Source organism: Microbispora sitophila, assembly GCF_014892245.1.
GTDB classification, from domain to species: Bacteria; Actinomycetota; Actinomycetes; order Streptosporangiales; family Streptosporangiaceae; genus Microbispora; species Microbispora siamensis.
Genome location: NZ_JADBGC010000032.1, coordinates 31,537 through 46,001 on the forward strand (window position 1 = coordinate 31,537; position 14,465 = coordinate 46,001).

Here is a 14,465-nt window from a genome sequence, read left to right on the forward strand (position 1 = left end):
ATGCAGGCTGCGGGGCTCAGGCCCAGGCCATGACCAGTTGCGTGTGCTGCTTTCGGAAAATCCGGCCGACAGCTGGATGCGGCACTGTGGCGTCGGCGGGGTGGAGGCTGAAGGCCGGCCCGGGGTGGTGGCGCCAGGTGCGATCCCAGACCTTGATCTGGTCACGGAGCGGGCGGGCGAGCTCGGCGCCGTGGCGGCCGTGTCCGTATACCCCGAGCTCGTAGTGCACCGCCGCGGTCGCATGTGGCTGGGCGTCGCGAAGGGTGAGGTAGGCGAAGCTGTCGCGGGAGATGAGGGCCGGGCAGTACCAGCGCAGGGCGGTCTGGACGAGATCGCGGTCACGATCGGGGTCCTGCCAGATCATGCCGAACCTGTCCTCGACGGTGGCCAGCCACAGGTTGAGGGTGTCGAACGGCTCCCCTCTGCCGACCTCGACGCCGGTCCACAGCTCGGTGCGCGGCTCGACCAGCGCCCGGCCGAGAGCGTCGATGTCGAGTTCGGGGCCGTCTTCGATGGTCAGCTTGACCGCTCCGTCGGCGAGGACGGCTTCCCGGTCCTTGTACGCCCCGGCGCCCTGCATGGGGATGAACCCGCACACGGTGGCGTCCAGGCCCTGGAGCCGGTCGCCGTCGCGGACGAAGGTGATGGACCTGGTGATCGTGGCGAAGCGCAGGGGAACCACCATCCGGCCCTCCGGGGCGAGCAGCCGCCCCCAGGGGCAGTCCCAGGCGCCGGCGGTCACGAGGATGGCGTCGTACGGGCCGTACTCGTCGGCGGCGTGCTCGGCGTCCCCGAGAACGACCTTGACCTGGGGATATCCGGTGTCGGCCAGGAAACGGGCCGCCCGCTCGGTGACCCACGGATCGATGTCCACGGTGACCACGAAGCCGTCCGGTCCGACGATTTCGGCGATGAGCGCGGCGTTGTAGCCGCCGGAGCCGATCTCCAGGACTCGCGCGCCGCGGGTCAGCCGGGCGGCCTCCAGCATCTCGGCCTGGAGCCAGGGCGCGCTGATGGAACTGGTCGCCCTGCCGTCGGGGTCGCGTTTGGTGACGACGACATCCCGGGCGGAGTAGGCGGCGTCGAGCGGCGCCTCCGGCGCGAACCTTTCCCTGGGGACCTTCGTGAAGGCTGCGGCGACCTCGGGGGAGCGGATCGAACCCCGCTCCCTGAGCGCGGCGACCAGGTCGGCACGCAGGCGATCGGCGGACTCCGGTGAACGAGCGTCGGCGGTCACTCGCGCGACGTTAGCGAAAGACCCCTATATCCAGCGCGGTTTCGGCTGCGCGCGGGCCCCGCGATCTCTCGCAATCCGGGTGACAGGTCCGGCAAAATCCGTTAATTTCGCCCTCCCGTCCTCACCTTTACCGGAAGTTAAGACATGGTCACCGCCTTCCGCGCGACGATCGCGTTCGGCCTGCTAGCGGGCTTCTACGTGCTGGTCGCCGCCGTGTTCGGGGCCGCGGTGCTCGTCGACGTCGCCGTCCTGCGGCACGTCACCGCAGGCTCGCTGAAGATCGCGATCGTGCTCACCCTGGCCGCCCTGGCGCTGCTGCGCGGCCTCATCCTGGTCAACCGCCGCGGACGCCAGGAGGAGCCGGGCGTTGCGGTCGGCCGCGGGGATGAGCCGGTGCTCTGGCAGACGGTCGAGGGGCTGGCCGCACGGGTGGGGACCCGCCCGCCGGACGAGATCCGGCTGGTCGCCGAGGTGAACGCGGCGGTGCGGGAGGACACGAGCTGGCTGGGACTGCGGGCGGGTCGGCGCATCATGTACGTCGGCCTGCCCCTGTTGATGACGCTTTCGGTGGACGAGATGCGCGCGGTGCTGGGACACGAGCTCGGCCACTACAGCGGTGCGCACACGCGGCTGGGCGCACCGGTGTATCGCGGCAGGATCGCCGTGCTGGCGGCGGTCGCCTCCCTGCGGAACCACGCCTTCATCCAGAAGCTCTTCTCCTTGTACGCCAGGCTCTTCCTGCGGGTCTCCCAGGCCGTCTCCCGACGGCAGGAGCTGGAGGCCGACCGGTTCGCGGCCGCCGTCGCGAGCCGTGAGGCCGCCGGGAACGCCCTGCGCAAGGTGCACGGCACGGCGGACGTCTGGAACCTGTTCATGGAGCGGTACGTCGGCATGACCGGCATGGCGGGCAGCCGTCCGGCCGACCTGTTCGGAGGCTTCCATGCCCTCGCCGATGCGCATCGGACGGAGATCGCTCAGGCGGACGAGGGCGGCGAGGAGGCCGGGCCGTACGACTCCCACCCGAGCCTGCCGGAGCGGCTGGCCGCGATCGCCGTACTGCAGGACGTCCCGCACGCCCGCGACCCGCGCCCCGCGCTGGCGCTCCTGCGGGACCCCGCCGTCGCCGCGCGCGCTGTGGAGCAGACCTTCTGGACGGAGGAGGCGCTGAAGCTGCGCCCGCTGCCTTGGGAGGAGATGGTCGCCCAGGGCATGTACATGGGCGTCAATGACGAGGCGCTGCAGGACCTGTCAACCGCGGGTCAGCGGGTCGCGGGCGGGCCGGAGCCGTCCCTGGACGCCGCCCTGGAGGCGCTGGCCCGGGGCCAGGCCGCCGCCCTCCATGAGGAGCTCGTCCGCCTCGGGTGGCGGCCGTCGCCGGACCTGGTGGCCAAGGTCCTCGCCCGCGCCGTCGAGGGCGTGCTGATCGGCAGCGGCAGGGCCCGGTGGACGCTGTCGTGGACCGGGCCCGCCACCTTGCGCGACACGACGGGCGCGGAGGTCGACGTCGAGGAGTACGCGGCCCGGGTCGCCGCCGATCCCGCGCAGGTGCCAGGCGTGCGCCAGTGGTTCGCCCAGATAGGCGTGTCGCTGAGGCCGCAGGCGCCCGTCACCTCCTGACGCCGGCCGAGAGCCGGGACAGGGCGTCCAGCGCGTGTTGTAGTGCTGTCCTCGGTCGGCGTCCGGGGGCGGCACGCCGTCTTTTCCTCCCTGCCGGCCGATGACGTCCCGGCCGGTGGTGTACGGGCTGCCTCCGAGTGAGGTTTTGATGTACGCAGGCGCCAGGCCATGCGCGGGTCATAGTGTCGGAGCGTCATGAGTGACTCTGCGTCCTACCTGGCCTACGTCGCCTCCGTACCGCGCCTTCGTGCTGCGGCAGGCGCATTGCTCCGAGACCACGAGGGGCGGGTGCTTGTCGTGCACCCGGTCTACAAGGACGACTGGGACATCCCCGGCGGAATCGTCGAGGCAGGGGAGTCCCCCGTCGGTGCCTTGCTCCGTGAATTGCGGGAGGAGCTGGGCATAGCGCCGCCGGTGGGTCGGCTCGCATGTGTCGACTGGGTGCCACCGGCACCGCCCTGGGACGCCGGGCTGATGTTCGTCTTCAACACAGGCGTGCTCACCGATTCCCAAATCGCGGCGCTCCGCCTGCAGCCCGAGGAGCTCGACGAATACGCATTCGTTCCTCCCGCAGACCTGACCAAGCTCTTGCCGCCGGGCCTGGCGCGAAGGATGAACGCAGCGATCTTGGCGGCGGACGCCGGCCGGACCGCTTATCTGGAGGACGGCCTCAGCCGCCTGCTCCCGTAGCTCGGACCCACGCGCGGGCTTGTAGCTTGGCGTCGCTGTTGCGGCCGGCGAGCACCACGGTAGCCAGGCAGTGAAGTGGCCGGTCTCGACCCGCCACGGCCCCAGAGCCCGTGAACCAGACGTGCGGATTCCGGGGATGGATTTGTAGGGGTTCGCGTCCTTACGCGGTGCCGGTGTACAGGGTGGCGAGGCTGCCGCACATGACATTCGATGAGCCGATCCACAGGATCGTGAAGCGGTAGCCGTTGCTTCTCCTGATGACGGCGTCGGCGCAGAAATCGGGACGGATCTCGTCAGGTGCGAGTCCCGTGGGGACGTCGAACGGCAGCCTCCTCAGCAGCCAGCAGACTCCGCTGTCGACCAGCGCGTCCAGGTCCCCGCGGACGACAGCGACCATGCCGATCGACCATGGGGCGTTGTCGTGGTGGTACACCCCGATCGCCAAGTGGTCGGTCTCATAGGCGCACTCCGCCGCGTCGTTGACCGCGTTCACCCTGGTGATGAACCGCTCGAGCCCGCCACGGAACTCTCTGAACTCCTGGGAGCGCCCTTCGGGGATGAAACCGAGGACGTCCTCGGCCAGGCCCGCGATGCTGATGCAGGGGTTCTGTGTGATCACACTGACCCCGTCCGCCGACGGGAAGTCGGGGAGTTGGGACCTCGTGATGGGTCCCGGAGTGGGGCAGACCGGGCCCTTGGGTTTCTTGGACGTCTTCGGCTCCTGAACCTGCCCCTTCTCGGTCTCCGCGGCGTTCGAGCCTCCCCCGAACTCCTCGTCCAGACATGCTGTGCTGAAAAGGGAAAGCGACAGGAGAACGATCAGAAACCTGCATGTAATGGAACGACCAGCGGCGAACGCTGAAATGCGAGATCGACGATGCATCCGGCTTCCCTCACCAATGTCTGGTAGTCACCCCGGCCTGCTTACCGCCGTCACATCTTCATTCAGATCGACCGGCGGAGCGACGTTCCGGTTCGCTCAGCGGACCGTTGCCGGTCGTGATCTCAGCGGAAGCCGCGCCAGGACGGGTGGGAAATCGTTCGGTCTCGCCCTTCAGCGGTTCGGCGCCGGCGCGTTCGAAATCACGCTCCGGCAGGTCGGCCGCTCGCGTTCGCGGCGCTTCGCGTCATCGAGGATCGCCGAAAGCGGCACTGGGGCAGCCGTCAGATGTGGCGCCAGCGGAGGGGGGTGCCGCGTCCGGCGGCGATGACGAGCCCGGCATGGGCGGTGAACGTGGTGCCCGGCACCGCTTCCGCCCGGCTCTCCCATTCGGGGTCGTCCCGCACGGGCGGGGGAAGCCGGGTCAGCAGACGGCCCTCGGAGTCCAGCGCGAAGAGCCTGCCGTTCATGCCGCCGAGGGCGACGGCGCCTCCCGACGAGCCGGCGGGCTCCCAACCGCCGCTGCCGAACGGCTGCCGCCACAACTCGCCGGAGGACGTGGCCACCCAGAACGTGCAGTCGGCCACGGCCAGGCCGACCGCGGACTCGGGCGCGGGGCCGACCTCCCGCCATCCCGGCTCGTCGTGGTGCAGGAGCCGCCCGTCATGTGTGACGCCGTACAGACCGACGGCGAGGCCGCCCGCGGCCTCGCGCGGGACGGCCAGGCCGCGTACGCCCTCGGCGGGGCCGACGGGCCGCCAGGGCAGGTTCTGGCCGCACAGCTCCCGGGCCAGCAGCGTGCCGTCCGCGCTCACCGCGTACAGCGTCCGGCCGAGCACCGCGAGCGCCCGCAGGTCGGCCGGCGGGCCGATCACGTCCCAGCGCCCGCCGTCGGCGGTGGCCGACAGCCGGTCGATCACGTTGCGGGTGATCCGGTCGACGACTGGGTCGTGCAGGCCGTTGCCCCAGTTCACGGTCGCCGCGGTGAAGACGGTGCCGAGACCGCTGGTGAACACGCCCATGGTCGCCATGCCACCCTGGCCGTACGCGCTCCAGTGCCGCAGGTCCGCGGTGGCGAGGATGACGAACGACGGCGGGGTGCCGTCCCCGCCGGTCGCCCGGGGGACTCCGCCGACCTCCGCGAACTCGGCGGCGTCGGTCTCGTAGCCCAGGCAGCCCTCGCCGAACTTGTCGCCGTCGGTCAGCCCCGTCCCCTCGAACACCCAGTGCGCCGCGAAACGCGTCGTGTACGACTCCTCCAGCATGCGCGGCATGTGCGGCCCCCAGGCTCCCGCGCCCGCCCGGAAGCTCACCCCGGTCAGCGCGTTTTCCGGGCGGTTCACCGGCGCCGCCGACCACTCGACGGTCGTCTGACGGGGGTCGGCGGCGGTCATGGGATCGGTCACCGCGTCGCGGTGGCAGACCATGGTGCGGCCGCCGTCCTCCAGCCTGATCTGCCACCAGCAGGTGTTGCCGGAGAAGAACGCGACGTTGCCGCCTCGCCGTACGAACTCCTCCACCGCGTCGCGCATCCCGAGCGACCAGTACTCGTCGTGCCCGTTGACGATCAGCAGCCGGTGCCGGGACAGCAGGCCGAGGCCGCCGTGCAGGCCGAGGCCGCCGTGCAGGTCGAGGTCACTGTGCAGGTCGAGGTCACTGTGCAGGTCGAGGCCATCGTCCAGGTCCAGGTTCGAGCAGTACGCGACGTCGTAGCCGCCGCGGCGCAGCCAGCGCATCAGCCCCTCCTCCCAGCGTTCGGGAGGAGGCCCGCCGCCGGGCCGGTCGAAGGTCACCCGTGCGGCTCGCGTGGGCGACTCGGTCCAATAGATGCTCTGCCCCGGTTCCCCCGCCCTGTTGTACGCCTGCCAGGTGGTGAAGGGGACGCTCACCAGCACCGGCGAGCTGGGCACGGCCTGCCGCACCACGAAGTGGACCTCGTTGTCCGGGCATGGCGCGCTCCCGGGCAGTCCGAACGGCCACGGCTCCTCCGGCCCGAAGCGCGCCCGGTAGAGCGAGCTGCGCCAGCCGGTGGGGATGTCCAGCTCCCATCGAGGCGCGGAGGCGCATCCCTCGAACACCACCCGGTCGTCGGTCGCGTCGGTCACCACCACGGGCGCCGGGCGGTCGAGGACGAAGCCGAGCGAGGCCCCCTGGACGCAGGATGTCGAGGTGGCGTAGGCGCGGACGGTCATCGGACGGCCGCTTCGACGAGGAGGGACTCCAGTTCCAGCAGATAGCGCTCCATGTCAGGACGGGACAGATACCGGGTGTCGGCGGTGAGCGAGACGCCCTCCGTGGTGAGGTGGACGCAGAACCGGCAGTTCAGCTTGTCCTGGCTCATCGGCCAGGTCACGGACGTCCGCGCCAGCTCCGCGGTGATCTCGGCCGGATCGCACCGGGCGGGTCCGGGGTCGGCGAAGCGCATGTCGTTGAAGCAGCAGTACGGGTGGACCGGCTCGCCGCGCTCGGCGCCTACCGACGCGGTGATCCGGTTCCGGTCGGCCGGGTCGTGGTAGGCGCTGCGGTAGGCGCGCAGCGCGGCCGGTCCGGCGGCCCGCAGCAGGCCGGCGAAGGACGCCCCGCGGCGGTCGAGCGTGAACAGCCCCTCCTGTGACATCGTGGCGACGATGTCCGTCGTGTCCCGCCGGAATCTGTTGGCCGAGATCGGCAGCACCGCGCACGTCTCGTGGCCGGTGAACCGGCCGACCAGCTCGGTCACGGCGGTCAGCAGCACGGTCGAGGTCGAGGCGGCATGCGCGGCGGCGATCGAGCGGACGGCGAGCTCCAGGGCGGGGGAGCGCAGCAGCGCCCGCCACACGGGCGGTCCGGCCGGAGAGCCGCTCGGCGTGGAGAACATCGTCGGCGGGATTCGCCGATATTCGCGCTCCCAGTGCGCCGCCGCCGTCTCCGCCGCCCGCCGACCCTCCGCACCGGCCTGCCGGCGCGCGAGATCGAGCGGCTGCGGAGCGCCGGGTCGCCGGACATCAGGACCCCTGAGCAGCAGCATCCGCAGGTCGCGCAGCGCGACCTCCGCGCCGAGCCCGTCGGCGGCCAGATGGCAGAAGACCAGCACCACATGGGCGACCCGATCGCCGTCGAGGACCAGCGCCACCCGCACGGGCCATTCGCCGAAGTAGTCGAACGGCCGCGCCGCCAGCTCGCCCAGGACCCGGTCGGGGTCCTCGGTCGTGACCTCGACCGGCAGCCGGCCCTTCTCCGCCAGCCGCTGGTACGGCTCGGCCCGCCCGAACGGCTCGGCCGGCCTCGTGCGAAACGCGTCGCTCATCGTGGTGCGCAAAGCACCGTGCCGCTCCACCAGGGCGGTCAGCGCCGCGCACACCTCGGCGACGGTGCGGGAACCCGGCACCTTCAGCACGCGGCCGAAATTGAAGTAACGATCGTCGGGGGCCGTCCGCACGATCGCCTCCCAGATGGCCCGCTGGCCCCACGTCAGCGGTGCAGTGAGCGGCGCGGAGCCCGGCCCGGCGAACTCGACGTGCGGCATCCGGCCGGTCATGTTCACCGGGAGGCCAGGGAAGCCAGGTGCGCGGCCAGCCGGTCGAGATCGTCCAGCAGGCTCATGCCGTCCTCGCTCAGATCGAACTCCACGCCGAACTCCGACTCGATCGCGTCGATCAGCCGCAGCATCGTGATCGACGTGACGCCCAGGGCCGACAGCGGCACGGTCGCGGCCAGCACCTCGTCGGCGGTGACGGCGCCGTCGGACGACTCCGCGACGAGTTCCGCCAGCCTCTTCTTGGTCATTTCAGCTCCTCGGCGAGGCGTTCCGCCTCCTCGTCCGACATCTGGTCGAGCTCGGCGATCAGGAGTTCCTCGACCGCCCGGGCCAGCCCACCGACCGTGGGATGGGTGAACAGCGTGCGGATCGGCAGCTCCAGGCCGGTCGTGCCGCGCAGCCGGGCGACGATCCGCACGGCGAGCAGCGAGTGGCCGCCGAGCGCGAAGAAGTCGTCGTGAATCCCGGCCTTCTCGACGCCGAGCACCTCGCCGAAGACCTCGGCCACCAGCTCCTCGGCGTCGGTGCCGGGTGCGACGTACGCCTCCCGGTGCGCCTGCGGGGCGGGCAGCGCGGCCCGGTCCACCTTGCCGCTCGGTGTCAGCGGCAGCCGGTCGAGCCGTGCCCAGGCGGTCGGCACCATGTACGGCGGAAGCGCCGCGCCGGCGAAGTCCGCCAGCTCGGTGAAGTCGGCGGATCCGGTGATGTAGGCGGCCAGCGTGTCGCCGATCGCGACGACCGCGGCCTCGCCCACCTCGGGATGGGCCAGCAGGCGCGCCTCGACCTCGGCCGGTTCGATGCGGAACCCGCGTACCTTCACCTGGTCGTCGAGCCGGCCCAGGAACTCCAGCTGCCCGTCGGGCCGCCACCGCACCCGATCGCCGGTGCGGTAGACGCGCTCGCCGTACAGGTCGGCGAACCGCTCGGCGGTCAGCTCCGGGCGGCCGAGGTAGCCGCGGGCCACACCCTCCCCGCCGATGCACAGTTCTCCGGCGGCGCCGGGGGGAGCGAGCCGCCCGGCCGCGTCGAGGACGTGGACGCGGGTGCCTCCGATGGGCCTGCCGATCGGCGGACGCCCGGGTGAGCCGTCCAGCTCGGCGAGCGTGGCGATGATCGTCGCCTCGGTCGGGCCGTAGGTGTTGACCAGCCGCACTCGGTCGCCGAACCGCTCACGCCAGCGGGTCACCGCGGCCTCGTGCACCTGCTCCCCGCCCAGGATGACCAGCCGCAGCTCCGGCGGCCAGGCGATGGACTCGATCTGGTCGACCAGGTGGTGCCAGTAGGCGGTCGGCAGATCCAGGACGGTGACGCCGTCGAGATGGTCGGTGAGCGTCACCGCGCCGTCCGGCAGGAGCGTCAGGCGGGCGCCGGCGGCCAGCGCCGGATAGATCTCCTCGGCGTGCGCGTCGAAGCCGAGCGAGGCGAACTGCACGACCACGTCCTCCGGCCCCAGGCCGTACTCCCGGACCATCCAGGAGACCCTGGCCACGAGGTTGCGATGCTCCACGACCACGCCCTTCGGCGTCCCGGTCGAGCCGGACGTGTAGATCACGTACGCCGCGGCGTCGCCCGTGACCGGCACGGGCGCGGGCGCGCTCCCCAAGACGGAGACGGAGACGGCCTCCGACGTGTACGCCACCGGGACGCCCGGCGGCAGCTTGCCGGCCAAATCAGTGGAGCACAGGTCGGTGGAGGTCAGAACGAGGGAGGCGGCGCTGTCGTCGAGCACGAACGCCAGCCGCTCGCCCGGATGTGCGGGGTCGAGCGGCAGGTAGGCCGCCCCGGCACGCCAGATCGCGAGCAGCGCCGCTATGGCGTCCGGCGTCCTGCCGAGGAGGACGCCCACGATGTCACCGGGGCCGACGCCGCGCGCCTGAAGCAGCGCGGCCAGCTCGTCGGCGCGCGCGTCCAGCTCGCCGTAGGTCAGGTCGTCCACTGCGCAGGAGTCCCGATGCGCGCGTACGGCCGAGGCCACCAGCTCGGGGACATACGGCTCGGGCGCGACGTCGGGCCCTCGGCCGATCTCCATCAGGCGGGCCTCTTCCGCCGCGGTCGTCAGCCGCGGGGGAGCGGCGAAGTCCTGCCGCAGCACCCCCTCCAGCCGCGCCGCCATCGCCTCGATGGTGCCGTGGTCGAACAGCGCGGCGTCGTAGGAGAGCACGACGAGCAACTCGCGCTCGTCCTGCCACGCCTCCAGCATCAGGTCGAACTTGACCTGGTCGAAGCCGTGCGGGAACGGCTCGGCCACCAGCCCGGAGAAGGCGGCCGGGTTGGCGCCGGTGTCCTGGTTGTGCAGGATCGCCATCGTCTGGAAGGCGGGCACACGCAGCCGCTCGAACGGGATGCCCTGGTGCTCGAACGCCGACAGGACCGCGTCGCGGGTCCGCTCCAGCGACTCCCCGAAACTCGGCTGAGCCGCGGCGGTCAGGTCGGCACCAACCAGCAGGACACGGATCAGCAGGACGTCGGCCAGGTAGCCGACCGTCTTCTCGAGCTCGACCCGTTCCCTGCCGGAGGCGACGGTGGCGATCGTGATGTCGCTCTGCCCGCTCTGCGCGGCGAGCACCGTCTGGTAGGCGGTCAGCAGCGTCATGAACAGCGTCGCGCCGTGTTCCCTGCCCCGCTCGACCAGCCGCGCCACGTCCTCGGCGGGGAGCCGGAACGTGTGGAAGCCGCCCTTCCTGGCGGGAGGCGAGGTGCGCGGCCGGTCGGTCGGCAGGTCGAGCGGGGGTGCGCCGGCCAGCCGCTCGCCCCAGTAGGCGACGAGTTCGTCCTGGTTCCGCTCGCGCTGCCATCGGGCGACGTCGCCGAACTGCAGCGGCACCGGGTCGAGCCGTTCGCCGGAGTAGAGCCGGGCCAGCTCGTCCAGCATGACGTTCAGCGACCAGCCGTCGCCGAGGATGTGGTGGAGGACCAGGCACAGGACGTGGTCGCGGGGGCCGAGCCGGATCAGCGTCGCGCGCAGCGGCGGCCGGGAGGCCAGGTCGAACGCCGCGTTCGTGCGCTCGGCGACCAGCGCCTCCGCGTGCGCGACGTCGGCGGCCCCGACCACTTCGACGGGCACGGGCCCCGGCGGCTCGACCACCGCGACCGGGGCGCCGTCGACCTCAGGGAACCTCGTGCGCAGGATCTCGTGTCTGGCGACCAGCGCGGCCAGGGCTCGTTCCAGGGCCTCCGCGTCGAGCGGCCCGCGCAACCGCCGGACGATCCACATGGCGTACGACGCGTCATCCGGGTCGAGCCGGTGCAGGAACCAGAGCCGTTCCTGGCCGTGCGACAGCGGCGCGGGCTCCCCGGCCGGGCGGGGCCGCGGCCCGCCGTCGTCCCCCGCGGCGGCCCGGTCTCCTGCGGCGGCCCCGTCGAGCAGTTCGGCCAGCGCCGCGACGGTCGAGCGGGTGAACAACTCGCGCACCGGGATCCGCACCGGCAGCCTGGCGGCGACCATGGTGGCCAGCAGCGAATGACCGCCGAGCGCGAAGAAGTCGTCGTCCGCCCGGACGTCCTCGGCGCCGAGCACCTCGGCGAAGACGGCGGCCACCAGCCGTTCGGCGTCGGTGCGCGGCGGGATGGCCGCCGATCTGGCGACCCGAGGCTGCGGCAGGGCCTTCCTGTCGACCTTGCCGTTCGGGGTGAGCGGCAGCGCGTCGAGCGTCACGACGGTCGCGGGGACCATATAGCCGGGCAGGTGCGCGGCCACGTGCCGCCGGAGGTCGAACACGTCGCCCTCGGCCGTTGCAGCGCCAGAGCCGCGTTCGGGGATGACGAAGGCCACGAGCAGGTCGTCGCGTACGGCGACCACGGCCTGCCGGACGGCAGGATGCGCTTCGAGCACGGCCTCGATCTCGCCGAGCTCGATCCGGTGCCCGCGCAGCTTGACCTGGTTGTCCGTGCGGCCGATGAATTCCAGTGTGCCGTCCGCCAGCCATCTGACGACGTCGCCGGTGCGGTAGACCCGGAGGCCGCCATGCTGAACGAACCGCTCCGCCGTGAGGCCGGGACGGCCGAGGTAGCCCGCCGCGACGCCGGCACCGCCGATCAGCAGCTCACCGGGCACGCCGATCGGCACCTGGGCGCCTTCCGCGTCGACCACGTGGACGGTGGTGTTCGCGATCGGCCGGCCGATGCTCACCCGTTCGGGCCGCTCGGGCACCTCCCAGGCGGTCGACCAGATCGTGGTCTCGGTCGGGCCGTACATGTTGACGAGCCTGCGTACGCGCGCCCGCAGTTCGGCGGCGAGCGCGAGCGGGAGGGGCTCTCCGCCGGCGAGGGCGACGACCGGCGGGAGGTCGCCCGCGAGCAGCACCCGCCAGCCCGACGGGGTGGCCTGGACGTGGGTCACGCCCGCGTCGGTGATCAGCCGGGCGAGGGCCGCGCCGTCGCGTGCCGTCTCCGCGCCGGCGACGACCACCCTGCCGCCGGTGACCAGCGGCAGGTAGAGCTCCAGCGCGGAGATGTCGAACGACAGCGAGGTGAGCGCGAGCCAGACGTCCGACGGCTCCGATCCGACGCGGTCGCGCATGGCGAGCAAGAAGTTGGTGAGCGCGCGGTGCGGCACCACCACGCCCTTCGGCCGTCCCGTGGAGCCGGAGGTGTAGAGCACGTAGGCGGTGTCGCCGGGTGAGGGTCCGTCGACGGGTGCCGCGCCGGTCAGATCGTCGCCCGAGAGGACGCGGGCGAGGTCGGCGTCGGTGAGGACGAGGGCCGCGCCCGAGTCCTCGATCATGTACTCCACGCGGGCCGCCGGGTAGTCGGGGTCCACCGGCAGGTACGCCGCACCCGACATCGCGACGCCGAGCAGCGAGACGATCATCGCCGGGCCGCGCGACATGCGCACCGCGACCACGCTGCCGCGCCCGACGCCCCGGTCGCGCAGCCGCGCCGCCAGCCCCGCCGCCCGCACGGCCAGCTCGCGGTAGGTGAGCTCCCGGCGGGGTGTGCCTTCGGACACCACCGCGACCGCGTCGGGAGCGGCGGCCACCCGGTCGAGCACCAGGTCGACCAGGGTGAGCGGAGGCAGCTCGGCGGCGGTGTCGTTCCACGCGGCGAGCCTGGCCCGCTCCCGCCCGGTGAGCAGTTCGAGCCGTCCCACGGGCAGCGTGGGGTCCGCGACGGCCGCGGCGAGGAGCACGAGGTAGCGCTCCGTCATCAGCTCGACCGTCTCGTGGTCGAAGAGCTCCTCGCTGTAGATGGCGACGCCGAGTACGCCGCCGTCGTCCTCCGCGTACAGGTCGAGCGACAGGTCGACCCTGGCGGGGTGCCAGCCGAGCGGGAACGGCTCGGCGACCAGGCCCGGCACCGGATCGGCCACGTCGCCGTGGGTGTGCAGCGCGAACATGGTCTGGAACAGCGGTGTCCTGCTCGGGTCGCGTTCCACGCCGAGCACGCCGATCAGCCGCTCGAACGACACGTCCCGATGGGCGAGCGCGTCCAGGACGGCCCGGCGGGTGCGGCGGAGCAGTTCGGCGAAGCTCGGCGAACCGGACAGGTCACATCGGAGCACCATGGTCGTCGACAGGTAGCCGATCATCTGCTCCAGCTCGGTGCTGTCGCGGCCCGCCGAGGGGGTGCCCACGCAGAAGTCCGCCTGCCCGCTGTGCCGGGAGAGCAGCACCTGGTAGGCCGCGAGCAGCAGCATGTACGGCGTGCAGCGCGCCTGCCGGGCCGACTCCGCGACTTCGGCGGCCAGCTCGGGTGGGATGCGGAAACGGACCTCTCCGCCCGCCGTGCCCCGCGTGGCCGGACGCGGCCGGTCGGCGGGCAGCTCCAGGACGGGCACCCCGGACAGCCGCGACACCCACCAGTCCAGGTCAGCCCGGTTCAGGTCAGTGCAGTCGTCGCGGGCGAGCACGTGGTCGCCGTACTGCGGCGGGAGCGTCTCGGGCAGCGCCCGGCCCGCGTAGTGGTCGGCCACCTCGGTCCTGAGCACGTTGAGCGACCAGCCGTCGCCGTTGATGTGGTGCAACACGACGCACAGCACGTGGTCGGCCGGGCCGAGGCGCACCAGCGTGACCCGGAACGGCGGCCGCTCGGCGAGGTCGAACGCGGTATTGGTGCGGGCGCGGACGATCCGCCCGGCCTCGTGTTCCGATTCCGCCGCGACCTGCTCGATCGTCACCGGCGCGGGCGGCTCCACGACGGCCGCCGGCCGTCCGTCGACCTGGACGAAGCGCGTGCGCAGCGCGTCGTGCCTGTCCGCGACCGCGCTGAAGGCGGCTTCGAGGGCCGGGATGTCGAGTTCCCCGCGCAGCCGGTAGGCGTAGGCGGTGTTGTACGAGGGATCGTCGGGGTCGAGTTGGTTCAGAAACCAGAGTCGTTCCTGACCACGGGACAGCGGACCTGTCTTCACGTGCCTACCCCCGGGGCAGGTGGCCTTCTGGAAAGATTCTTAACTGTTCTCGGTTGGCCGCAGTCTTCCACGGATCTTCAGCCACCCGCAAGGCACCGCCGGTGCGCTGCCGGACCGGTTCGACTGAAGGGGGTTGCCCCCCTCGGCGCGCTCGTGTCAGACTGGCGCCGAAATTTAA

General features: G+C 72.1%; 8 protein-coding genes. 2 read left to right on the forward strand and 6 right to left on the reverse strand.

The genetic code is table 11. The features are described 5' to 3' along the window. Nucleotides 1-16 precede the first annotated feature (16 nt). On the reverse strand, nt 17-1,237 hold the full coding sequence (fxlM, locus tag IL992_RS39575) for a methyltransferase, FxLD system (RefSeq protein ID WP_319019117.1): 1,221 nt from the start codon (nt 1,235-1,237) through the stop codon (nt 17-19). A 144-nt stretch (nt 1,238-1,381) separates the two neighbouring features. Here fxlM and IL992_RS39580 point away from each other — a divergent pair, with 144 nt between their 5' ends. Both IL992_RS39580 and IL992_RS39585 read left to right on the forward strand, forming a co-directional pair. Then, nucleotides 1,382-2,854 (forward strand): M48 family metallopeptidase, encoded by a 1,473-nt coding sequence (locus IL992_RS39580; RefSeq protein WP_193208433.1) that lies wholly within the window; start codon nt 1,382-1,384, stop codon nt 2,852-2,854. Nucleotides 2,855-3,049: 195 nt separating this feature from the next. Continuing rightward, entirely contained in the window at nt 3,050-3,544 is a 495-nt protein-coding gene (locus IL992_RS39585) for an NUDIX domain-containing protein (protein WP_193208434.1), read from the forward strand. A 160-nt stretch (nt 3,545-3,704) separates the two neighbouring features. Here IL992_RS39585 and IL992_RS39590 read toward each other — a convergent pair whose 3' ends face one another. From IL992_RS39590 to IL992_RS39610, 5 genes are all read right to left on the reverse strand, one after another. Beyond that, on the reverse strand, nt 3,705-4,163 hold the full coding sequence (locus IL992_RS39590; RefSeq protein ID WP_193208435.1) for a hypothetical protein: 459 nt from the start codon (nt 4,161-4,163) through the stop codon (nt 3,705-3,707). A gap of 545 nt (nt 4,164-4,708) precedes the next feature. After that, the gene (locus tag IL992_RS39595) at nt 4,709-6,616 is read right to left on the reverse strand and encodes a N,N-dimethylformamidase beta subunit family domain-containing protein (protein ID WP_193208436.1); all 1,908 of its coding nucleotides are present in this window, start codon (nt 6,614-6,616) and stop codon (nt 4,709-4,711) included. Further along, nucleotides 6,613-7,941, reverse strand: a complete 1,329-nt coding sequence (locus IL992_RS39600; RefSeq protein WP_193208437.1) for a condensation domain-containing protein — start codon at nt 7,939-7,941, stop codon at nt 6,613-6,615. The genes IL992_RS39595 and IL992_RS39600 overlap by 4 nt, the downstream gene beginning before the upstream one ends. Before the next feature lie 2 nt (nt 7,942-7,943). Next, on the reverse strand, nt 7,944-8,189 hold the full coding sequence (locus IL992_RS39605; RefSeq protein ID WP_193208438.1) for an acyl carrier protein: 246 nt from the start codon (nt 8,187-8,189) through the stop codon (nt 7,944-7,946). Then, nucleotides 8,186-14,287: a non-ribosomal peptide synthetase gene (locus IL992_RS39610; protein ID WP_193208439.1), complete on the reverse strand. Its 6,102-nt coding sequence runs from the start codon at nt 14,285-14,287 to the stop codon at nt 8,186-8,188. Before IL992_RS39610 ends, IL992_RS39605 begins: the two co-directional genes overlap by 4 nt. Between the last annotated feature and the right edge of the window lie 178 nt (nt 14,288-14,465).